Genomic DNA, 22,304 nt, shown 5'->3' with positions numbered 1-22,304 from the left:
TGGTATGACGGAAGGGGGCAGGTCAGTTCTTCGCCGCTCAAAGGCCGCTATCACGGCTTGCGAACTGGCGGAGCCGACCCGTTGCTGTCGTTCGTGCTTCGTCAGCAGGTGTCTGTTGTGCAGCGATAGTCGCCATTGACTGGAAATGCCTCAAATCACGCTATCAGGCATATAGCAGTCGTTCAACTTGAGCACCAACTGGGCGACTGCTGTTAGCTTGACCAGATGTCGCGGAATTACGATTCCAGCGGAAATCTAAATCGATTCAGGAGTTTGCCCTCTGTGACCTGCTTGAAGAAAACGCAATCCAGTCGGCCAAGGCCATCACCAGTAACGACAGCCCAACGAGCGGAAATAGAACTCCTCCTAGAAAGAGCATAGCCAGAACGCCACGCAGGACACGGCGATCACTGGGTAAAGGTGGTGCCCCCAAGCCGGCGCTCGGCCTACGCTTCCACCACATAACTGCGGCACTTACACACAACAAGATGATGCCCAGGCAAGCTACGGTTAGAAGCGCCTGGTTTAAAACACCGAACTCTTGTCCGAGGTGCACATTGATTCCCCATTCGAGAGATTTGCCGACCGGTCCATAGTCTGCAAACGACATGTCTAGCAATGGGCGCCCGCTGTATTGGTCGAGGTGAATCACTCTCTGCTGGCTTATGTCCTCAGGGTATACCGAGGCTGTATAGACGCCTTGGCTGCCTTTGGGCCACTGAACGGCGTAACCGGCTGAGATTGCCGAATTTTTGAAAATTGCAATAGCTTGATCAAGCGTCAATGCAGGCGGCAAACCTGTAGCGAGGGGTTCAGCTATTGTTGAAGACTGATCCTGCCCTTCATGCCCTTCATGCCCTTCATGGCCGGATCGAGGAACCTTGGCCTGAAGCAGTGACCAAGCCGCGTTGCCTCCTTCGGACAGCTTGACCTCGGACATTGGGATCTGCACTCGAACACCCGATGGGTATCCGTAGTTCTGTCCGTTCGCCCATTGATTGACCTTTGCTCCCCAGAATACCGACCATGGCATCCCTGTGACGGCAAGAAATAGCAATATGCCACCTACGAACAGACCGGTCACTGCATGCAAATCACGCCAGAAGATCCGCTTGACGGGTTTGCCACGCACAGATATGACACCGCCACTGCGGCCCCGTGGCCACCATAGATAGATTCCAGTGAGGACCAACAAGATGGACCATCCCGCGGCGATTTCAATCACACCGCGAGCGACGGAGCCAAAGTATTTCAGGCTATGAAGTTTTCGCACCGTCCACGCGACGCTGCCTCCGTCAGGTAAGGCACCCAAGACACGAGCGCTGTAGGGGTCGATAAATACCGAGAGTCGTTCGCCAGTATTGGTAGCAATGAGAGCTTCTGCACTGCGCGTTGAGCTTGGGGGCGGCGTGTACCTCACCAGGGTGCCAGGATGTGCCGCCAGCGCGGCAGCTGCTAGCTGACCGTCTGGAAGCGCCTGATTCGATGCTTGTGTGACTGACTTTAGCTCATGATGAAAAAAATCATCAACCTGGTTCTTGAAGACATAGATTCCTCCGGTAATGGCGAGCCAGATGAGGAATGGCAGCACCAGCAATCCGGCATAGAAATGCCACCGCCATACGGCTCTGTAAAGATCGGTCGCAAGGCGCTGCTCACTTGGCTTTTGCTCGACATTGAGATGGACGCTAGACACTTAGAACCTCACATTCAAACTAGCGTAAATCCCGCGGCCATCAGCAGGTGAGTAGCCTGATGAACCACTGTCATACCACGCATAGACATACTTGCGGTTGGTGACGTTTTTGAGCTGTAACCCAAGATCTGTCTTGTCATCCAAGCGGTACGAAGCGCCTAGATTCAGTACCGCAAATTTTCCCGCTCGGCCTTGAGTATTGGTGCGCTCGAGATAGTAATCCCCTTGCGCATTTCCCCAGGCGGACAGTTTCACGCGATCTGTCGCTTGCCAGTCAACACCAGCTGAGAGTAAGTAGTGCGGCACATTTTCGATTTCTTTGCCCAAAGTGTTGGGTGCACTAGGGTCAGGCGCAGTGATACGTGCCGATTGATGCGAGTAGGCAACCCAGGCCATGGTTCGCGCACTCGGCTTCATGTTGAACTGGACGTCAAACCCCTTGCGCAGGGTCTTACCCACGTTCCCTAGACCTCCTGGGTCGGGCAGCCCATCGACACCCAGCACTCGTGCCACTTCGCCGGAAGCACGTTGCTCCCAGTAAGCCACTCGGCCGTTGAGCCAGGGTAGGGGCGAAAACTTCACTCCTGTCTCCCAACCGTCATTGATCGACGGTTTGAGGTTGCGCTGCTGCGTACGATAAGCGTCGATTCCAGAGCCGATCTGGAAAGTGCGCCCCCAGTTGGCATAGACACTCGCTTGGGAGCTGAGCGTGTAGGCCACGCTGATTTTTGGCTGCTTGATCAGTCCATAGTTATGAACTGGATAGCGAGCCCCTGTGAGGCGATCGGTGAAGTTTCCGTCGACGTTATCTACTCGCAGTGCCGGAATGATCTTTAGCGCCTCAATCGGGCGAATCACCGCTTGAGCATACGCACCCTGGGTATTCAGGTCGAAGTCCCAGTCGCGAAACTGTGATGTTCTGATGCGTTCTGTTGTGCGAAAGCGCTGGCCAACATTGCTTTGCCATTGCGCGTCGAGTCCACCTTCGAGTGTGAACTCATGCGCCCATTGGACTTTAGGGCGCCAGGTCAAGGTGGTTATCGCCCCTTGCTGTTGCTCGTCGTTGTAGCGCTCTTGCTGTGAGCCAGCGGTAGAAAAGCGAACCCAGCGTTGGTTCTGGTACTGATTCACATAGACCTTGGCAGCCAGTGAGAGCTCTGGCGTCAGCTCTCCATCCAGATGTGCGCTCAGTTGACCCGTTTCGCGCTCTCCGCGGTCTGCCGCTGCATAGGCTGGCGAGCTGCGCGGTGCCTTCATGGCTTCGTCATAGCTGAGGTAGCCAGACTCCAGCGCTTTGTTGCGGTAGTAGCGTGCAATAACGCCAGTTCTCCAGCGTCCATCGTCAGAGGTATAGAACCACTTGCCGGACATCGAGATCTTTCGGGCATCGGCATGGTCTCTGTAGCCGTCGGAGTCGCGCCAAGCCAGAAAATAGTTCTGGCTCCAGTTGCCACTTTCAATGCCCTTGGAAAGCTGAAACTCCTTGGTCCCGAAGCTGCCAACGGTCATGCTGGCTCGTCCTTCATTGCCGCCGGTACGTGTGATCACGTTGGCGTTTCCGGCAATATTGTTCAAGCCGTACCGGGCGTCGTTGGTTCCGCGAACAATTTCTATGGACTCGATGTCCAGAGGAAAGACAGCATCCAAAAACGGCATACCCCCGGCGTTGTCGTTGCTCGGGATGCCATCAATGAGGAGCTTCACGGCATTGACACGGCCTTCGCCGTTAAAGCCTCGAAAGGAAAAGCGGCCCGCGTCGGTGCCTTGTTTGAACTGCGTGACCTGGACGCCTGGAGCTTTGGACATCAGCTCCCAGCTGTAGTCGACATGCTCATTGGCCAATACATCCGCGCCCAGGATGTCCACTGAGCTAAATACATTGCGCGCGGACAGAGGGCCTGAGGCGCTGGCACTGACGTTGACTGTGCCAAGGGTTAAAGAGGAATCACCTGTCGTTCCTGGGATCAGCCCCTGGGCGCCAGCAGCGGAAGTGAGAGATATCGCAACGGCAAAAGCAATTGGATGACGTTGAAAAAGTGGGAATCGAGCGAGAGTCACGTTAAGCCAAACATGGTGAGGGAAGCTGCAAATACCAATGGATGAGGCAGTTGGTCAGTTGCAGCTCCAGTTCATTTCAATGAGAGTTGCCAGTCGAGTGCGCAGGGTGAGCACCATGCGGGTCCATCTGTACCATCCCATCAAAAGAGGAGAACAGCGCACGTTGCTTGGGTGTCATGGCAGCCTCGGCTTGTGCCACGTTCCACGCCAGCTGGCTTGCGGAAGTTGCTGACAAGCCAGCCATCTCAAGCATCTTGGGGTCTTTGAGACCGTCGCCTCCGCACACGGCAACCGTCCACTGGCCATGAGCGTTGCGCTTGAGCAAAGCACGTCCACCACGGCTGCCCTGGATCCATCCTGCAACAGCATGCGACCCTAAGATGGAGACTGGGGCCACTTCAAGTCTCGAATCAGGCTTGTCCCAGATATCCTTCATCGCACGTTGAATCGCTGTTGACTCGGTGGACGACGCAACTGGCGTCACGGCAAACGCCTGAGTTGCTACCAACCCTGAAGTGGTGGCGAAGCAAAGGGCCAAGGCCAAGCCCTGCCATCTGAATCTATTCATGAGTTTGTTCCTTAGCAATGGGTCGGAATCAGAAGCTGGCAGCAAGGCCGATTTGGGCAGCCCGGCCCGGCATGGGATAGCCTGGGCGGTATGCGTACTTTCGATCGAACAGGTTTTCTAATGCCATGAAGACTTCACCCTTTGAGCCAAGCGCCGGCAAGGGATAAGCCATGCGCAAATTCGCCACGGCAAAAGAGCCTACTTTCTCGGTGTTGAGAGCATCCGCTGCGCGTGCGCGGCTGAGTGCCCAAACCTGGGATTGGTGCTGCGCGTCAAAGGCGATACGTATCGGACCCGCTTTGCCGTTCACGCCAATCGTCAGTGCACGACGAGGGCTGTAAGGCAAGTTGTCGATACTGGGATCCAGCAGCGTTACTGCGGCAAAGCCAGACCAGTTTTTGCCCAGCGCCTGTCGCATTGACAATTCCATGCCACGCATCCGATAGCTACCAAGATTGATGAACTGGGGAGGCGGCGGCAGGCTGGGTGGGAAACCGAAGACATACCGATTCTTCACCTTGTCCTGGAACACACTGGCATCGAATTGCGTGGAATCCGACGCAGTCCATTTGAATCCCACTTCGGCATGATCCATTTCTTCGGCCGATAGCTGCTTCCAGGTGGAGCCGAGTGCCGGGATGAGAGATGCCAGAAGTGGCGTTTCCAGGCCCGGGTAGTTGATGCCACGCGAGACATTGGCATAGATCGTGAGCCTCTCCGAGGCGAGAGACAAACCGGCATGTGGTGCGGTCTTGTTGCCGAACTGACTATGCTCGTAAAGTCTCAACCCGGCAGAAGGCACAAGGCTCCACGTACTTGACAGCGGAATGTCTTGACTGAGCCCGATATATGGCGAGGTGATCCTGAATGTCGGCGCATCGAAGTAGCCGCTGGGAGCAGGGGATATGCGCCTGAACGTGGCATCGCCCGAGATCTGGTCGTGGTCGATGCCGGCAATGACGCTCCCGCCTTTCCATGGGGAAAACTGCTCCTTCCAGCGCAGGCCACTCATCCGGAATTTGTTGATGCTGTCGCCGTCCGGTGCAGGCTGGTTGAGCCAATCGCCCCGTCCCTGGCTGCTGTAGAACTTGAGCTCGCCGCGCCAATCACCATGTTCATGGGAAACCGAAGTGCTTAGCATGCTGGCCTTGGTGTTGTACTGAGGCGCTACAGCCGGAGCGGCAAGACGCGCATCACCAGGGTCTCGGGCTTTGTTGTCCACCTGTAGGAAGCTGGCTGCAATGGACCAGTTGCTATCCAAGCGATAGCCGATGCGTCCCATGAGGTTGCTCAGCTGGCCGTCTGCATTCGTGCGGTGGCCATCAGAACGCGCAAATCCTTGGGCCAGACTCCAATCCAGGTTCCCGCTCTTGCCCAGCAGCGTCGCCTGCTCGGTGACAGTGCCATAGGAGCCGGCGGAAACTCGTGCATCACCATGCACCCCATCTTCTGTGGCGCGGCGAGTCTCCAGATTGATGGAGGAAAAGTTGTTGCCGTTAATCTGAGGCTGAGGACTCTTGTAAACGGTGATGGACTGCATGCCATTGACTGGCAGCAAATCCAGCAACGGATGGCTCCACAGCCCCATATAGAAAGGCACGCCATCGATATAGGTCTTGATTTCACTGCCTGGGCGGCTGACGCCCATGCCTCGAATGTAGACCGCGCCACCTTGGTCGCCGCCGAAAGCGCCGACCGGGTTGTAACGCGAGATCTGAACGCCGGGCGTGCGCCGCAGCGCAGAGGCCAAGTCCACGGCATTTTGATCGCGCAGTTGCTCTTGGCTGATGACTGCGGAGCTGGCGGAGAACGGGTCGAGGTCCAATTCCTCAACCACGGGGCGTGCATTCACGGTCACAGTGGGGAGCTGGGCCTGTGATGACTCATCACTACCGGTAGCAATTGAATTGGCTTGCTTCGAAGACGGTGTACTTGCAGGCTGTGCATCAGCAATAGGCGCAGAGCAAGCAAAAACGCAAGCGATGCCCAACGGAAGGGGCGAAGAAAGAGAAGAATCCATAGTGATTTCTGTTGAGGCTCCTTGGGGAGCACACGAAAAGCGGCGCCGGCACAAGCAAGCTTGAGTCGGTTGGTCTAAGCAGAAATCGTGGGTGGAGGTCCGCGCGGCAATGCGGGTTGCCAGGGCGGATCGGGAAGCTCAATCGTCGCTACGGGTGCCAGTGCAAGCACATGGGTAGGACGCAAAACCTCCGGCATCTGGACGACAACCGGTAGTAGCGCGAGGCTGGCGTGCAAACGGCAATAAGGACATTCAGCGGACGGTGAGGCAGAGGGGGCGGGTTTGCCGTCCTCTGAAGCTAGACTGCCATCGTCGTGATCAAGCTGTACAAACCGAGTGCCGAGACTGGTGCATACCTGGACCCAGCTTCCCCCGGAGGAGCCCATGGCCTGAGCAAGCGGTGCCGCGAGCCATCCCCAAATCAGCGCGAGCATGACCAGCCTGACGCACCGAGTGCGCCAGGAAGCATGGCTGATAAGCGGAAGTGGCAAGAGCACGGCTATTGAGTTACCGATAAGGGACGGCGTGGGATGAAACCCCTAGCACTTGGCAGAGGCCAGCCTCAATCAGTGTGTATGGCCGCCGTGTCCGGCAGGAGCTGCGTTGCTATTGAGCGGCCGCACGGGGGCCTGAACTTCGACTGTCTCGCGCTTTCCATCCTTGCTTTCAAAGCTCAAAGTGAGGGAGACGGTGTCCCCCACGCTGACAGGCTTTTGCAGGTTCATCAACATGACGTGATAGCTACCAGGCTTGAGCTCTACAACCTTGCCCGCAGGCAGCTCGATTGCAGGCACTTGGCGCATCTTCATCACGTTGTCCTGCATTGCCATCTCATGCACCTCAACGTTGGGCGTGAGGGGTGAGCTCGCAGAGACCAGCTTGGTATCTTTCGTTGATTGCAGTTGCATAAAGGCACCGGTAGCCTTTTGCTGAGGAACCGTGGCCCTTACCCAGGCGTCTTTGACAGTGACTTGGGCCTGGGCAGCGGCTGCTGCGATCAGCGTGGCTGCGGCGACAAGAGAGCGAATTGCGAGTTTCATAGTGATCTCCTTGGAGGGGGTTAAGAGGAATGGATCTCAGACTGGATGAAGAAGCTGGCGTATGTCCTCAGCAAACTCCTGAGCAGTCTGCTGATGGCGCATAGCAAGACGTAGCTTTCCAGCCGGGTCGTAGATGTAGGTCAGTGCCGAGTGGTCCATGGTGTAGGACGATCCGGTGGGCACTTTTTTGTAGAAGACTTGGAAGTCTTTGGCTGTAGCGGCAGTGCGTTCCAAGTCCCCATACAGGCCGAGGAAGCTGGGGTCGAAAGCCGCTGTGTATTCCTTCAAGACTTGCGGTGTGTCGCGCTCGGGATCGATCGTGACAAAAATCACCTGAAGATGGTCCGCGTCCTGGCCGAGAAGCTGCTTGACTTCTATCGCCCGCGACAGGGCAGTAGGGCAAACGTCAGGACACTGTGTGAAGCCAAAAAAGATCATCACCGCCTGACCCTTGAAGTCAGCAAGCGTGCGTTCTCGTCCCTCTGGGTCCTTCAAGCGGAAGTCTTGTCCGTAAGTCGACCCGGTGACATTGAGGCCGTGGAAACTCGTCACTTTTTGATCAGAGCAACCGGCGAGCGCCGCAGTAACAGACAGAGCTCCCCATACGAGGACGCTGCGCCGACGACAGGCGTTTTTATGCATAACAGACTCTTTTTGAATCAGCTACCTCATCGCTCGCTGCATGGCACATGCATAAAAAGCGTCGCGTAGAGGTAGCGGTACTCGCAAAAATGCAAGCACCGAAGCTATGGGAACTGAATATGGAGACTAAGTGCGCTCACTCATGCAAGCACAAAAGGCGTGCGGAGAGTCGATGCGATGGCACTGCACGATAGGCAGGCGCAGGCCAGTACCAAGCGCGTAGCTTGGTTGTTTGCGGATTCACGCCAACGTCGGAGATGGCGGGCCTCGTGGAGGAAGTGGTGCGCCTACTCGGGCTGCAAGACTGGCAGCGGCCAAGAACAGAGGTTCATGTGCTGGTAACAGGTTAGTACCAGGCAACGCATGCGCAATGGGCAATGGCAGGGCTGCCGGAAGGCAAAGCGAGCACTCTAGAGTGTGCTGTCCGGCTTGCAATGGCCGACCATCGTCATCAACAGCAACCATCGTGATGTTGCCTCCCGCAGAGCACACCAACTGCATGGAGACTGGATGGACAAGAGGCGATGCCACCGCGACACCCAATACCACAACAAACCACGCCAGAACGAGGCGTAGAAGTAGTGGAGAGGTGCGCAGCAGATGCATGGGCGCATTATGTATGTAATTCCAGAAATCTCTGAACTGAACGGATAGGCATTCCTTGCAGGCTTACCGTCCTGAGCGTTACTCGATCGGTTCGCCTGTGTCGGGAATGTCGTCAGTTGTGCTTTGTCAAAACTGGTACTGAACACCAGCACTCAATGTGCGCGGTGCACCGGGAGCATAAAGACGCGTGCCGCCAATTACGGAGGCGGTGGTCGCATAGGCCTTGTCTGCCAGATTGGCCACCTGGACATAGACACGGTAGTTCTGGCTGCCTCTTGCTGTATAGCTCAGGCCCAGATCCCAGGTGTTGTAGCCGCCATAGGTCACGGTATTGGCGGCATCAACGGCATAGCTGCCAACCTTGCGATAGGTCACCGTGGCAGCCCATTGCGCCAGAGGTTTCCAGGTCGCACTGACTGTGCTGGTGTATTTGGGTACGCCTGCAACGCGATTGCCGACAAGGCTGGCGGTACCGTTCTCTGTGACTTTGGAGTTCGCGCTTCCATAGGTCATCGCCAGATCCAGAGTCCGGTGCACGGACCAGAGTGCACTGGCCTCAATGCCTGTACGCCTTGTGGCTCCGTAGTTCTCGTACACGCCTGGGGCAACAGCGCGGATCTCGTCACTGGAATTGAGTCGGTAGGCTGCGACGTCCAGAGAGACGCCTTGCCAAGGGGTCAGCTGGGCACCGATTTCTGTCTGCTTGAAAACGTTGGGGCTCACCGCAGACGCGCCCAGGGCATATTTGGCAAAGGTGCTCGGCAATGCAAACCCCTCAGCCCAACTGGCGCGCAGTTGCAAAATGCCCGGCAGTACCTCTGACTTCACCCCGACCTTTGGGCTGGCGTGACTCATCTTGGCCAACGGGCCGCAAGGATCAGAGCCGGTTTCCGGGCCCAGCAGCTTGCAGCCGCCACTAAAGCGATCCCAGCGCATGCCCAGGGTTGGGGTGAACAGTCGGTGCAGTGGCACCTCTAGCTCGCCAAAGGCAGATAGGCTGTTGAGTTTGCTCTGTCTGTCGTTGATGGCGGGGCTTGTGCGAATTCGGTTATTGGTGCCGTCGTAATACTCGTAATCGGTGCTTTCACGGAAGGTCTCAAGCCCCAGAACCCAGTTGACATGCTGGCCGGCCACATCGCTGTGCCCGTTCAAGCTGGTGCCAGCTCCAAATACCGTCCGATCATAGGATTCCTCACGTTGCTTCCAGCCGCCGCTGGTGGGTCTTGTGAACCAGCGTGTGAAATCTTGGCGCGTTAAATACGCAAAGCTCAGCAGCTTGACTTGCGGCGAGAGCGTGTAGTTCACATCGGCGCGAAGCGTCCCGAAATTCTTCTTGGAGCCATCGTTCTGAGTTCTGAGGTCGATCCCATAGGGATCGGACTTCAGCTGCGGCTCGGTGATGTAGCTTGCCGAGTTGCCGTTGGCGTGGTGCAGCCGTCCTGACAGGACCACCTCCAGATCATTGGTGATGCTATGGCGCCAGCGACCGGACACCGTGCTGCGCTCGGCATCCGACTGCGGGCGGAAACCATTGCCGCGTGCATGCTGTGCAGCAAAATTGATGTCATCGCCATTGTCCAGTTGTCGTCCCAATGCCCATTGCCCGTCAAAGGTAGAGTGGGAGCCGAGCCGCAGGTCCAGGTCGTTGTACACCCCGCCTTTGCGCGTGTTGATGGCAACCAGTCCTGCGCGGTTGAAGTTGCCGTACAACGGCGATACAGGGCCTTTGTAGACCGTGAGTCGGTCAATTTCCAGCGGAATGACAACGTTGAAATCAACATAGCCATCCGCATGAGACATGGCCTCATTGAGAGGAATGCCATCCAGCACGGCACCAATGTCTCCACCATGGCCACCGCCACCAAAGCCGCGCATCACTATGCCATCTGCGACACCAGGCAACTGATAGTTCTGGACATTCATCCCCGGAACATGGCGAAACAGCTCCTTGGTTTCGCTGATATGCAGGTCCTTGATCTGGGCGTTTTCAATGGTGGTCGTGGAGTATGCCGCTGACGCATCCTCCATCGCCTGGCCTTTGACCTCGATCGTGGCCAGCTCGGGATGCTCCGTACCTTGTGCTGTTGATTCGTGGGGAACGGATTGGGTCCATCCGAGAGCGGGGAATGCGGCGACTAGTGCAAGTGCCAGTACGCTGCGGGGCTTTTGAAGCATTGTTTGCATGATCCTTCCTCTATGTAAGAAGAATCTAGCAATCTTCATACCAGCCCTTATGAGTAGCCACAGCCGGCACTAAGCTTGGACGACAGCCCTAACTTAGGTCAGTGTGGGTGATGATGTGCACTGTGATGGTGCGATTGCTCGGGGAGTGCCACGATGTTGATGCTGCCATGGTGCACGCCACGCTCGGCCATGATGCTTTCCGCGAAACGGCGTACTGCTTGAGCAGAGCCTTTTAAAAGCACGGTCTCTAGACAGTTGTCGTGATCGAGATGGGCGTGGGTGGTGGAGATCGTCAACTCGTGGTGCTGATGTTGAACCCGCGCCAGCCGGTCCGAGAGATCTCGCTCGTGATGGTTGTATACATAGGACAGGCAGGCAATGCAGGGCCCCTCCACATTTTGGGTTTCACGCGCATTTGCGAGATGCACGTGAAGGATGTCCCGGACAGCCTCAGAGCGGTTGCCATAGCCTTTTGCGGCAATGTGCTCGTCGAATTCTTGGGCTAGCCGATCATCAAGGGAGATAGTGAAACGTTCCATACATCAAATGGCGGATTACAGACTTGTGTAGCAGTGCAAGTGTAGGTTGCAAGGCTTGATCCAGCAGAACAGCTTGCTTGAAAACAGTATCTGGCACTGCTTGATGCATTCTGAAAAACTGCTGTGGATCGGAATGAGCTCGTCGCGGGGTAGACCGTTTGCCGACGTCCCCCAGAAATTGAGTAGCAGGCGAGCTTTGAGTCCAATCCCGTGCAACAGGAGATTGGACTTGAAGTAAAGATTTACGGGAGAACAGATCATTGGCTTCCTGCGGGAAGCCCAATCGGGCTTGTCGGTGGCTGAACTGTGCCGAGGGCACGGTTTCTCCGAAGCCAGCTATTACCTTTGGCGCAGCAAGTTTGGCTGTATGTGCTCGTCCGATGCCAAACGTCTGAAGGAGCTGGAAACCGAAAACGGATGACTCAAACGGCTACTGGCCGACGCCCTGCTTGAGCATCACCAGAAAGACGGCGGCATCCTTCGGATCAATCTTGTCCCAGGAGTTGAACATGGCTTCGCGGAACCGGGACTGGGCTACGGAAGAGATCGAGACAACGTCAAAGCCCGCTGTGAGCAACCGATGGGCGATCGAGCGGTGATAGTCCCCGATGGGCTCTAAGGCCACACGACAGCGACCGCCGAGGCTATACAGGAAGTCAATCAGGCGCTGCATGTCTGCTGCACTGTTGGACATGCGAAAGCGCTACCGCTGAGCCGATGAAGTCTCGATAAGAACGGCATTGCAGTAGCGGGCTACATCGATTGAAACCCAGTGCAGCGGGAAGATTAGTAGGTTCGTATCAGGCATGGCATGGGTCTCTTTCTGCAGTTAGCAATCCAAAGGATGCTTGCTGCCGAAAGTGGCTGACAACTACTATGCATTTACTACGGCAAGGAGTTCTGCGGTCGAGCCATGCTTAACTGGGCCCATGCCAGGGGTGTTCAGTTGTTCCTTATCGAGCCTGGCAAGCCCAACCAGGACGCCTACATCGAATCGTTCAACGGCCGCTTCAGAGAGGAATGCCTGAACGAACATTGGTTCACCAGCCTGACACATGCCCGTGTGATCGTCGAGGCTTGGCGCCGGGAGTACAACGAGGAGCGGACGAAGAAGGCACTCGGCGGACTGAGTCCGGCGGCTTATGCCCAAAGGCTTATGCAAAACAAGTTAACCCGTTAAATTAATCCCAAGACTCCAAAGCCCAGTGCTACTGGAAACGGGGGGGCGTCGGAGATACCGCTCAACATCGCTGGATCTACTAGCGGGGGGCGTGTGTACTTGTTCATGCTGCGACGGCAGTGGAGGTTTCGACCTCTCAAGTTGATGACTTGAAACCTGCCGTCGGGGTGCTCCTAGCAGGTTGCCTTGGCGGTGTGATCGAGCGGCGGCAATATTGCCTTGTCTGCGGCCGGCGCTGCTTGGCCGGCTTGGGCGCCAGAAATCGCACCAAGCTTGAGTTCAGACTGTTCGCTAGTTGCCACAGCCGGACGCCGGCCGGGGCAGACTCTCGAATGAGTGCTAGGCAAGGCCTGTTGGCGGCGTCGTGCCGTGTTGGGGCACAAGGGCTGTATTGTGTGCACAATGGTGGCTACGCTCGGACGAGCGGCTCGCGCATTCCAAATGCTGCTTTATATTGATTCGCGTCGCAGACCATCCAAGAAGACCGCATGTCGATCAAATCCATTCTGAAATCCACCGTGGTGGCACTGACGATCGCGACCGGTGGGTCGCTTTTCGCACAGGGCACTCCCATCAATGCAGCGGCCTATGACGCGCTGGTTGCGCAGGGGCCTGTGGCCGATGCGGCGACCATCGCATCGAGCACCTGGGCCAGCAAGATCAAACAGGCTGGCACGCTGCGCCTCGGCAGCACGCAAACTTCGAATCTTTTCTCGCTGCTCAATGAGAAAGACGGCAAGATCCGCGGCTTTGACCTGGGCCTGGCCCAGCTCATCACTCGCTACATTCTGGGCGATGCCGCCAAGTACCAGTTCACGCAGGTGACCTCGTCCACGCGTGAGCAGGTGCTTATCAATAATCAGGTGGACATGGTCTTCGCCACCTACTCCATCACTCCTGCTCGCGCCGAAAAGATCTCGTTTGCTGGCCCTTACTACGCATCGCAGTCCGGCGTGCTGGTCAAGTCGAACAACAAGACGGTTCAGTCTTACAACGACCTGGGCGGCAAGAAGGTGGCCACGCAAGCGGGCTCCACGGGGCCTGCGATATTGGCCCAATATGCCCCCAAGGCTGTCGTGCAAGAGTTTCAGACACATCAGGAAGCCCTCGATGCGCTGCGTCAGGGGCGCGTAGATGCCTACGTGACCGATTACACGCTGCTGCTCAACGCCCTGAGCCTTGGCACCAGCAACGCGCGGCTGGCGGGTGCGCCATTCGGCGCGCAGGACCCCTATGGAGTTGGACTGCCCAAGGGCTCGGACGGCGTAGCATTCATCAATGCCTTCCTGAAGAAGCTGGAGGCCGACGGTACCTGGGCCAAACTTTGGACTATCTCCATAGGGCAGCGTACCGGTAGCACGACTGTTCCGACGCCGCCCGCCCTGCCTTGAACGATGGGTGATGTTTCCAGGCTCCTGGCCGACTATGGGCCTGCCTTCTGGCAGGCCCTCTTGCTGACATGGAAGCTCACGGTGGTGTCCTTTGTGCCCGGGGTCATGCTGGGCACGGTCGTCGCGGTGCTTAGGCTTATGCCATTGCCGCCGCTGCGCTTGGCGCTGACCGTCTACGTTGAGATCTTCCGCAATATTCCCAGCGTAGCGCTGCTGATCTTCATCGTTTTCGCGCTACCCGATCTCAACATCGTGATCGACTATGAGCCCAGCGTGATCCTGACGCTGACGCTGGTCTGCTCTGCATTCACGGCGGACTACCTGCGCTCGGGTATCAACACCATTCCCGGTAGCCAGATCGAGGCTGCGCTCAGCCTGGGCATGCGGCCGCTGCAGATTGTTTCTGCCGTGGTCTTGCCGCAGGCGCTGCGTTCGGTGGTGCAGCCGATGACTTCGCTGCTAATTGCATTGATGCTGTCGACCTCTCTGGCCTCGCAGTTGCCGTTTCCAGGCCGAGAGCTCACCGCGCTCGTATCCAAGATCGCCAACGACTCGGCGCTGGGCATTGCTGCGTTCGCCGTGGCTGCCACGATGTATGTTGCGACAGGCCTGCTCATCGCCTGGGCCGGCGCGGCTCTGGAAAAGAAAGTGCGGATACTGCGATGAGCCGTTCTCTGGAGGACATTCTGTTTGCTGCGCCAGGCCGCCAGGCCCGGGCCGTCACCAATGCGGTGAGCGCGATCGCCGCAGCCGTGCTGCTTTTGCTGGCGGTGGCAATCGTGTTCCGCTTTCATTCGGCAGGGCAGCTCGATGCCCCGTATTGGGAATTCTTTGCCTGGCCGACGACCTGGAGCTTTCTTGCCAAAGGTCTGCTCGGCACGTTGGCATCGTCGGCGATGGCCGCCGTCATTGCTCTGGGCCTCGGGTTGGTGCTGCTGCTGGGGCGGCTGTCGCGGCTGAGGCTGATGCGTTGGCCCAGCATTGCTGTCATCGAGTTCCTGCGCGGCACGCCGACGCTGCTGCTCATCTATGTTTGCTTTCTGGTGCTGCCATCGGTCGGGATCAAGCTGAGCACCTACTGGATGCTGACCTTGCCTATAGGCCTGAGTACCGCAGCCGTGGTTGCCGAGGTCTACCGTGCGGGCGTGCTCGCCGTTTCGCGCGGCCAGACCGATGCCGCGCGAAGTCTGGGGTTGACCGAAATCCAGGTCTTTTTCTTCGTCGTCTTTCCTCAGGCCCTTCGCTACATTGTTCCTGCATTGGTTGCGCAACTGGTTATCGTGGTCAAGGACACCACCTTCGGCTATGTCGTCACCTATGGTGAACTCATGCAGAACGCCAAGGTGCTCATAGCGAACTACCACTCGCTGGTGCCGGTGTACCTGGTTGTAGCGGCGCTTTACTGCCTTGTGAACTATGCGATTTCAAAGGCGAGCCAGCGACTAGGTAGGCCCATGCATTGATTGCTCTCAGGAGGTTCGCGGGCGGCTACTACGGCGCTCTGTCATCAGCAGAGGGGGCAATTGCCACGACAATGCGGTGCTGCGGCGTTTCTTGCGAACGTTCAAGCGGGTGTGAATGCATAGTCGGATGCGTGCACATTATCCGAATCACGGTCACTTCGATGCTCGATGCGAGCGGCTCGCTCTCGAACACCGGCTGTGTTCGGTGTCGGCGAGAGGCTGCAACGAACTTTGTGGAAGCGATCGACACCCGTTGAAATCATGGCTGCTGACTCTTCTTTTTCTCAGATACAGGCTGGAGCAAGGGCTGCAAGCCCCGAGGGGCGCTTGCTCTTTTCCCGTATGGTCAGGCAGGTACGGCTGCGTCAGTTGCAGCTTTTGCTGGCTTTACAGCAATGTGGCTCGGTCATGCAGGCGGCAGTGGAGCTGAGCATGAGCCAGTCAGCGGCTACCCAGGCCCTGGCCGAGCTGGAGCGGGTGCTGGACATCAAGTTGTTCGAGCGCCATGCGCGCGGCATGCGGCCCACAGTGGCAGGCCAGGCTTTGATCGATGCGGCACGCAGCATGCTGGTAGGGTTGCAGGAAGTGTCCGAATCGCTGGCCTCCATCCGTCGCGGGGCTTCGGCAGCGTTACGTCTCGGGGCCATTCCGGCAGCAGCGCTTTCGGTGCTGTCCCAGTTGCTGCCACGCTTTTACGAAGCACACCCGCAGGTCTATGTGGATGTGCATGAGGACGCCAGCGCCCCTTTGCTGTCGCAGCTCATGGCCTCGGGCCTCGATGTGGTGTTCTGTCGCCAACCCCAGCTTTTGCCGGTGGATTTTTCCTTTGAGCCGCTGTTGCTGGATGCGGCCGTGGTGATTGCGGATGCTGATCATCCGCTGGTCGGGCGGCGCGATGTGCCGCTGCCTGCCTTGAGGGGCGCGCGCTGGGTGCTGCCAAGCTTTGGCATCGCGGTGCGCAATATCGTAGAGACCGAGGTGCTGCCCGTACTGGAGGATGCCTCCTGGTTTCCTGCCTCCACTGTGTCCCTGCCAGTGCTTGAGGGCCTGCTCACCCAGCCTGGGGCCGTATCGCTGGTACCCCGCAGCATTCTTCCGGGGCTGCGTTCCCAGGGGCGTGTGCGTGCGCTGGATGTGCGTATCGAGGGTGGCTTGCCGCCGCTGGGTGCGGTGTATCGTACAGACCATGCACCAGCGCTGCTGCAGGAGATGCTCAGGCTCTGGCATCGGCTCGAGCTGCCTCATGCGGCGATACCGGCGTCCGCTTAGATGGACACTGGCAAGCAAGCTGAACGCCCGGGCGATCAGGTCCTGGATGAGGTGAAGCACGCCGTACGGTGATCGGGTGGGCCTGCCAGGCGACGGATGCGCCTTGGCAACCCAGGGTCAGGGTGCCGCGACCCTGCGCAGCAGGTAGATATCCATGATCCAGCCATTTTGCTCGCGGGCCTGGGCGCGTGTGCTGGTGATGTCTGGCGCGATGTTGCAAAGCCGGCCATGCATGAGCAATTGCTGGGGCATCCCCAGATAGGCACCCCAGTAGATGTCGATATCGGTGTCTTTCAGCTGTTCATAGCTGCGTTGGCCATCCAGCATCACGATCAGGGTGTTCACCCCGGATGGCCAGCCGTTTTCGCGCAGTTGGCGGCCAGTGGTGATCAGAAAGGGCTCGCCGATTTCATTGAGGGCAATGCCGTGGGCACTGCACAGCACCTGCATGGATGTGATGCCAGGCACGACGCGTACCTGCTCGTGGGCCAGGCCCAGACGCGAGGCAATGCGCAGCGTGCTGTCGTAGAGGGCAGGGTCGCCCCAGACTAGCAGGGCCACGCGCCCCGAGCGGGAAGGTAGATGGCCCTGAAGACTGGCTTGCCAGCGCCGGGCAATGGCGTCATGCCACTCATCCACCTGCTGGTCGTAGTCCGATCCCTGCTGGCGGCGTTGCGGCATGTCGAAGTGAGCAATTCGGCTTTCGTCCACGGCCAGGCTTTGCAGCAGCGACAGGCGAATCTGGGCCAGCTCGGCCTTGCTGTCCTCCTTGTGCGGCAGCAGAACCAGGTCGGCGCTGCGAATCGCTTTCTCGGCTTCCCGGGTGAGGTGATCGGGGTTGCCGGTGCCGATGCCGATCAGGAACAGCTCCAACATCAGGCGCCCTCGGTTCCGCAAGGAAAACGCGGTTCTTCACCGCGCGGCCGGTAGCGACGGTCGTAGTCATTGGCGTAGAGCCGGCTGCTGCCGAAATCCTGCTGGCTCAGCGTGGCCCCGACCAGAATCAGTGCGCTGCGCTGCAGCGGATTGGATTGGGCTGTGCTGGCGATATCTCCCACGCGGGTGCGCAGCAGTTGCTCGTCCGGCCATGAGGCGCGCCAGACAATGGCTGCAGGGCAATCCGGGCCGTAATGGCTGGTGAGTTCCTGCTGCACCTGCTCGGCCACATGGACCGACAGATGAATGGCCAGTACGGCGCCGGTCGCCGCGAAGGCGGCCAGGGTTTCGCCGTCGGGCATGCTCGATGCACGGCCCGAGGTACGTGTCAGCACCACCGATTGGCAGGAGCCAGGCAAAGTCAGCTCGGCCTCCAGAGCGGCGGCGGCGGCACTGAAAGCGGGGACGCCGGGTGTGACGGTGTAGGGGATGTCCAGTTCGCGCAGGGCGCGCAGCTGCTCACCCATGGCAGACCAGATGCTCAGGTCACCGGAATGCAGACGGGCAACATCCAGCCCTTGCTCATGTGCGCTCTGGATTTCTGCCACGATGTCTTGCAGCGACATGGGGGCGGTGTTGACGAGACGGGCACCTGCAGGGCAGTGCGCCAGCAACTCGCTGGGTACCAGCGAGCCTGCGTACAGACACACAGGCGAGGCAGCCAGCAGATCACGCCCGCGAACGGTGATGAGGTCGGCCGCACCGGGGCCGGCTCCGATGAAATGAACGGTCAAGGCAAAACTCCAGGGATAAAGGGTGTGGGCAGCGGCAAGCCGGCAATCGCCAGCGTCGCACGTCGGTCTGCCGAAACGGTGCGCAGCACCAGCAGCCGGCTATGGGTCAGACCGGCACCGGCTTGCAAGGCGAGAGCTTCTGAAACGCTGCCCGTGGCAAAGCGCTGCTGCAATCTTGCGGAATGGGATGGTGTGGCGATATGCGCAATCGCGCTTTCGGCACAGGTCTTCCAGTCGATATGACCCGGAATCCGGCTTGCCCAATCCTGTAAGGCGCGCGCCGCTGAGGTCTGGCTTCTGGTGCTCAGCAGGGCAAAGGTCCAGTGACAGGGCGTGGAATCCCCGCTCTCGAGTCTCTGGCAGGCCTGGGTCCAGCAGCTTTCAAATGATTGAGGCAAGGCACCGGCTTGAAAGCCCCAGCCTGCGAACAAATATCTCATTGGCTGCTCCAAACCCACTGCACCAGAGGGCGGGCCGGGGACCAGGAATGCATGCTGCCCAGGCTCTGTGCTTCGCTCCATTGCAGCTGATACAGCTGGCCGCCATGCGTGCGGTGCAACTCCAGCAGCAGTGCCTGGGTGTGCAGCGCCACAGCATTCACCACCAGCCGCCAAGGCTCGGAAAGACGCATGCGCAGGGCATTGAACAGCTCGGCGCTAAAGCCGCCGCCGACAAAGACGGCCTGCGGCTCTGGCTGCAGACGGGGCAGGGCTGCCAGGGCGTGGTCATGAACCACTTCAAGCGCTGCCGCATAGTGCTGTGCGTTCTGCGCAATATTGGCCGCACGCGCGGCGTGCTGCTCCACGCAGATGGCCTGGCCGCCAGCCAGACACCACTCGACGGCGACCGAGCCCGAGCCCGCACCCAGGTCCCAGAGCCACTCGCCTTGGCGCGGTGCCAGCGCGGCCAGCGTCATGGCCCGCACCGGGCTTTTGGTGATCTGCCCGTCATGTGCAAACTCACTGACGGGCCTGCCTGGTACCCTGGACAAACCTTTTTCGCCGCGCGCTTCGAAAGCCGCAGTCACAGGGGCCTTGGCCGGCTGGGTTGCCAACAGGGCGGCCAGCTCGCGCGCCGTGCCGCTGCGTACGTTCTGCTGGTTGCTGCCTGCCTGCTCCACCAGCCACAGCGGGCTGTCGCCCCAGCCCTGTTGCTGCAGCCATTGAGCCAGAGTGTGAGCGGCCGGGCCATCACGCAACAGGCAGATAAAGCGCTCTTGAGGCGCCAGCAGAGGCGTCAGGCTGCTCAGGCTGCGGGCATGCAGGCCCAGGCAATGGGTACGCTCCTGTGACCAGCCCAGCTCGCCTGCAACCCAGGAAAATGTCGAGGGTTGAGGGTAATTGCGCCATTCGCCCGGCTCCAGGTGCCTGGCCAGCGATGCACCGGCACCGAAGTGAAACGGATCGCCGGACACCAGCACGGCCACGCCTTGCTGTCCGCGCAGTTGCAGCACGGGCTCGACGCTGAAGGGGATCGGCCAGGCTCTGCCACGCGCTCCTGCTTGCGCCAGCGCCAGATGACGCGGACTGCCGAACACAACACTGGCATCATCTAGGGCTCGTCGCGCTGCGGGGCTCAGGCCTTCCAGCCCTGACGGATGGATTCCGATAATTGAAAGCCACGGATTGGCCATGACCCAAGTTCTCCTGTTAGGCGGCACTTTCGATGCCTATATGTTGTCCACGCTGCTGCATGAGGCCGGGGTGCAAGCCATCTATTCCTATGCCGGTGCCACCCAGACGCGCCGTACTCCGGCCTTGCCGATGCGTGTGGGCGGCTTTGGCGGCGTGCAGGGGCTGGTCGATTACCTGAGTGCGCATCACATTACCCATGTCATCGACGCCACCCACCCGTTCGCGGCACAGATGAGTGCCAATGCCATCGCGGCCTGCGCCCGACTGGATCTGCCCTTGCTGTCCATGGAGCGGCCAGCGTGGCAGTCCCGGCCCGGCGATCAATGGCAGCATGTGCCGGATATGGCGGCGGCCGCCAAGCTCCTCAGTCCTATGCTCAAGCGAGTGTTTCTGGCCATTGGACGCAAGCAACTGGCGGCGTTCGCGGGCCTTGCCGACGAGCACCAGTTTGTGCTGCGCGTCGTCGACCAGGACGGCGGCGCCTTGCCCCTGCCGGCATACAGCTATGAGCTGATCGTTGCGCGCGGTCCGTTTCAACTTGCCGATGAACTGGCGCTGCTGCGGCAGTACCGTATCGACTGCATCGTCAGCAAGAACGCCGGTGGCGCGGATACCTATGCCAAGATCGAGGCCGCGCGCCAACTGGGCATCGCCGTCATCATGGTCGACAGACCGGTGCTGACGCAGCGTGTCCAGTGCCAGAGCCCTCAGCAGGCTATGGAGTGGCTGCGACAGCAGTGCCGTTGAACGCTTGGTCCCGGCAAGGCCTTGCGCGCGCTCAGGCATGGTCTGTCATAGCGGAGGGTGCGCTGCTGCAGGCCTCATAGCTGCGCGGGGTATAGACATGCCTGCCCACCTGCCGGGTCTGGCTGTTGCCCACAATCACCACTGTGCGCATATCGGCCATGTCGGCGCGTGCTTCCAGCAGCCGCACGACCAGCAGCGTCTCGTCGGGCCGGCTGACGTTGCGGGCAAAGCAGATCAGGCGCTCGGGCTCGCATTCCTGCTGAAGCACTTGCAGTGCTCGGGAAAAGCCATGCGGGCGTGATCGGGAGCAGGGGTTGTAGAACGCCATGGCGAAATCGGCCTGGGCGGCCAGACGGATGCGGCGCTCGATGATGCTGGCGGGTTTGAGGTTGTCGGACAGATTGATGGTGCAGAAGTCATGCCCCAAGGGGGCGCCCAGGCGGGCTGCCGCTGCCAGCATGGCGGTGATACCCGGCTGCACCTGCACGTCCACACCCTGCCAGCGGGCTTGCTCCTCGGGGCTGGCCTGCTCCAGCGTCTCGAACACGGCACTGGCCATGGCGAACACGCCTGGGTCGCCCGACGAGAGCATCAGCACCTTGCGGCCTTGGGCTGCAAGATTCAAGGCGGTGCGTGCGCGATCGAGTTCCTCGCGGTTGTCGCTGGCGTGCAGCTGCAGATGCCCCAGGCCTTGCAGCCGCGCCACATAGGGAAAGTAGCCGAATGCATCGCTGGCGCTGGCAATGCTGTCGCGCACCTGCTGGGTCAGCAAGGCATCATCGCCCGGGCCCAGACCCAGCACCAAAAGTTGTGGAGGCATTGTGGTCGTGCTCATGGCAGCGCATTCACATGTCGTTTGCCGGGCGGCGACCTTGGCCGTGCACGACGATGATGGCGAAATAGGGGCAGCGCTCGGGCGCTTCGCTCAGCGGCATGACCTGCTGGTCGCTCATGGTGCCGTTGATGACGAGCCAGGCACGGTCCAGCTTTCCTTGCTCGATCAGCAGCGCACGGATGCGGCCCAGATGCCGTCCCACCTTCATGATGACCAGCGCGTCCGAGCGCGCCATATGCTCACGCAGCGGCGTATCGGGCAGGGTTGCGGGCAGCACGCTCATCACATCGTCACCCCAGGTCATGGGAATGCCGGTGGCATGCCAGCAGCCCACCATGCCGGGTATGCCGGGCAGCACCTCCACCGTCACCTGTCCCGCCTGGCGCAGACGCACATAGAGGTGCATGAAGGAGCCGTAGAAGAATGGATCGCCTTCGCAGAGCACGATCACATCCTCGCTGCGCGTGAGCTGCGTCAACCGGGCCTGCCAGTCCTGATAGAAACTGGACAGTTGGGCGATGTAGCGCGGATCGTCGTGCGGAATTTCCGTGGTCAGCGGGTACTCCATCGGGTACTCCGTGACCTCGGCATGCAGCAGGCCGTTGACCAGTTGCCGTGCCTTGCCCGGGTGACCGCGCTTGCGGAAGTAGGCTACATGACGGGCGTTTCTCAGCAGGCGGTCGGCCTTCACGCTCATCATGTCGGGATCGCCGGGACCCAGTCCCACGCAGAAGATTTTTCCGTGATTCATGGTGACTCTTC

At 59.3% G+C, this 22,304-nt stretch carries 21 protein-coding genes and 2 pseudogenes; 7 read left to right on the top strand and 16 right to left on the bottom strand.

Features of this window, described 5'->3' with window-relative positions:
• Positions 1-265 precede the first annotated feature (265 nt).
• From QYQ99_RS01980 to nikR, 9 genes are all read right to left on the bottom strand, one after another.
• Positions 266-1,696 (bottom strand): PepSY-associated TM helix domain-containing protein, encoded by a 1,431-nt coding sequence (locus QYQ99_RS01980; RefSeq protein ID WP_302091194.1) that lies wholly within the window; start codon positions 1,694-1,696, stop codon positions 266-268.
• Positions 1,697-3,754 (bottom strand): TonB-dependent receptor, encoded by a 2,058-nt coding sequence (locus QYQ99_RS01975; protein WP_302091193.1) that lies wholly within the window; start codon positions 3,752-3,754, stop codon positions 1,697-1,699.
• Positions 3,755-3,830: 76 nt separating this feature from the next.
• A complete protein-coding gene (locus tag QYQ99_RS01970) occupies positions 3,831-4,322 on the bottom strand; it encodes a copper uptake system-associated protein (RefSeq protein WP_302091192.1) in 492 nt (163 codons plus the stop codon).
• A gap of 28 nt (positions 4,323-4,350) precedes the next feature.
• Positions 4,351-6,342 (bottom strand): TonB-dependent receptor, encoded by a 1,992-nt coding sequence (locus QYQ99_RS01965; RefSeq protein WP_302091191.1) that lies wholly within the window; start codon positions 6,340-6,342, stop codon positions 4,351-4,353.
• 74 nt (positions 6,343-6,416) lie between these two features.
• Positions 6,417-6,728 carry a DUF2946 family protein gene (locus tag QYQ99_RS28340; RefSeq protein ID WP_367882849.1) on the bottom strand — a complete coding sequence of 104 codons (312 nt, stop codon included), beginning with the start codon at positions 6,726-6,728 and terminating at the stop codon, positions 6,417-6,419.
• 180 nt (positions 6,729-6,908) lie between these two features.
• Positions 6,909-7,382 (bottom strand): copper chaperone PCu(A)C, encoded by a 474-nt coding sequence (locus QYQ99_RS01960; protein ID WP_302091190.1) that lies wholly within the window; start codon positions 7,380-7,382, stop codon positions 6,909-6,911.
• Positions 7,383-7,418: 36 nt separating this feature from the next.
• Complete coding sequence (locus QYQ99_RS01955; protein ID WP_302091189.1) at positions 7,419-8,024, bottom strand: SCO family protein; 606 nt, start codon at positions 8,022-8,024, stop codon at positions 7,419-7,421.
• 732 nt (positions 8,025-8,756) lie between these two features.
• Positions 8,757-10,814: a TonB-dependent receptor gene (locus tag QYQ99_RS01945; RefSeq protein WP_302091187.1), complete on the bottom strand. Its 2,058-nt coding sequence runs from the start codon at positions 10,812-10,814 to the stop codon at positions 8,757-8,759.
• Between the two features lie 98 nt (positions 10,815-10,912).
• Positions 10,913-11,353: a nickel-responsive transcriptional regulator NikR gene (gene nikR / locus QYQ99_RS01940; protein WP_302091186.1), complete on the bottom strand. Its 441-nt coding sequence runs from the start codon at positions 11,351-11,353 to the stop codon at positions 10,913-10,915.
• A 256-nt stretch (positions 11,354-11,609) separates the two neighbouring features.
• Between nikR and QYQ99_RS01935 the strand changes: the two are divergent.
• Positions 11,610-11,771 (top strand): annotated as a pseudogene (locus QYQ99_RS01935) (transposase); the annotation flags it as partial.
• 12 nt (positions 11,772-11,783) lie between these two features.
• Here QYQ99_RS01935 and QYQ99_RS01930 read toward each other — a convergent pair.
• Complete coding sequence (locus QYQ99_RS01930) at positions 11,784-12,047, bottom strand: IS110 family transposase (RefSeq protein WP_302091185.1); 264 nt, start codon at positions 12,045-12,047, stop codon at positions 11,784-11,786.
• 195 nt (positions 12,048-12,242) lie between these two features.
• Between QYQ99_RS01930 and QYQ99_RS01925 the strand changes: the two are divergent.
• From QYQ99_RS01925 to QYQ99_RS01905, 5 genes and pseudogenes are all read left to right on the top strand, one after another.
• A pseudogene (locus QYQ99_RS01925) lies at positions 12,243-12,533 on the top strand (integrase core domain-containing protein); the annotation flags it as partial.
• 488 nt (positions 12,534-13,021) lie between these two features.
• Entirely contained in the window at positions 13,022-13,924 is a 903-nt protein-coding gene (locus tag QYQ99_RS01920) for a glutamate ABC transporter substrate-binding protein (RefSeq protein WP_302091184.1), read from the top strand.
• A gap of 3 nt (positions 13,925-13,927) precedes the next feature.
• Positions 13,928-14,590, top strand: coding sequence for an amino acid ABC transporter permease (locus tag QYQ99_RS01915; protein WP_302091183.1), 663 nt, complete (start codon positions 13,928-13,930; stop codon positions 14,588-14,590).
• Entirely contained in the window at positions 14,587-15,387 is an 801-nt protein-coding gene (locus QYQ99_RS01910) for an amino acid ABC transporter permease (protein WP_302091182.1), read from the top strand. Before QYQ99_RS01915 ends, QYQ99_RS01910 begins: the two co-directional genes overlap by 4 nt.
• 261 nt (positions 15,388-15,648) lie before the next feature.
• The gene (locus tag QYQ99_RS01905; protein ID WP_302091181.1) at positions 15,649-16,656 is read left to right on the top strand and encodes a LysR family transcriptional regulator; all 1,008 of its coding nucleotides are present in this window, start codon (positions 15,649-15,651) and stop codon (positions 16,654-16,656) included.
• Positions 16,657-16,773: 117 nt separating this feature from the next.
• On the opposite strand, the gene cobF is transcribed toward QYQ99_RS01905, so the two are convergent.
• Genes cobF through cbiE form a run of 4 tightly spaced genes read right to left on the bottom strand, consistent with a single transcriptional unit; the run spans position 16,774 to position 19,959 of the window.
• Positions 16,774-17,532 carry a precorrin-6A synthase (deacetylating) gene (gene cobF, locus QYQ99_RS01900; RefSeq protein WP_302091180.1) on the bottom strand — a complete coding sequence of 253 codons (759 nt, stop codon included), beginning with the start codon at positions 17,530-17,532 and terminating at the stop codon, positions 16,774-16,776.
• A complete protein-coding gene (gene cobM, locus QYQ99_RS01895) occupies positions 17,532-18,326 on the bottom strand; it encodes a precorrin-4 C(11)-methyltransferase (protein WP_302091179.1) in 795 nt (264 codons plus the stop codon). The genes cobF and cobM overlap by 1 nt, the downstream gene beginning before the upstream one ends.
• Positions 18,323-18,766, bottom strand: a complete 444-nt coding sequence (locus QYQ99_RS01890) for a cobalamin biosynthesis protein (protein WP_302091178.1) — start codon at positions 18,764-18,766, stop codon at positions 18,323-18,325. The genes cobM and QYQ99_RS01890 overlap by 4 nt, the downstream gene beginning before the upstream one ends.
• On the bottom strand, positions 18,763-19,959 hold the full coding sequence (gene cbiE, locus QYQ99_RS01885; RefSeq protein ID WP_302091177.1) for a precorrin-6y C5,15-methyltransferase (decarboxylating) subunit CbiE: 1,197 nt from the start codon (positions 19,957-19,959) through the stop codon (positions 18,763-18,765). The genes QYQ99_RS01890 and cbiE overlap by 4 nt, the downstream gene beginning before the upstream one ends.
• Between cbiE and QYQ99_RS01880 the strand changes: the two genes are divergently transcribed.
• Positions 19,952-20,707 carry a cobalt-precorrin-6A reductase gene (locus QYQ99_RS01880; protein WP_437439059.1) on the top strand — a complete coding sequence of 252 codons (756 nt, stop codon included), beginning with the start codon at positions 19,952-19,954 and terminating at the stop codon, positions 20,705-20,707. The two genes, cbiE and QYQ99_RS01880, sit on opposite strands and share 8 nt — an antisense overlap.
• Before the next feature lie 31 nt (positions 20,708-20,738).
• On the opposite strand, the gene cobJ is transcribed toward QYQ99_RS01880, so the two are convergent.
• Both cobJ and cobI read right to left on the bottom strand, forming a co-directional pair.
• Positions 20,739-21,527: a precorrin-3B C(17)-methyltransferase gene (gene cobJ / locus QYQ99_RS01875; protein WP_302093088.1), complete on the bottom strand. Its 789-nt coding sequence runs from the start codon at positions 21,525-21,527 to the stop codon at positions 20,739-20,741.
• Between the two features lie 25 nt (positions 21,528-21,552).
• Positions 21,553-22,293, bottom strand: a complete 741-nt coding sequence (cobI, locus tag QYQ99_RS01870) for a precorrin-2 C(20)-methyltransferase (RefSeq protein ID WP_302091175.1) — start codon at positions 22,291-22,293, stop codon at positions 21,553-21,555.
• Between the last annotated feature and the right edge of the window lie 11 nt (positions 22,294-22,304).

Source organism: Comamonas testosteroni (assembly GCF_030505195.1).
Taxonomy (GTDB): Bacteria; Pseudomonadota; Gammaproteobacteria; order Burkholderiales; family Burkholderiaceae_C; genus Comamonas; species Comamonas testosteroni_G.
Note: the sequence above shows the minus strand (reverse complement) of the source record. Positions and strands in the feature narration are given on the sequence as shown.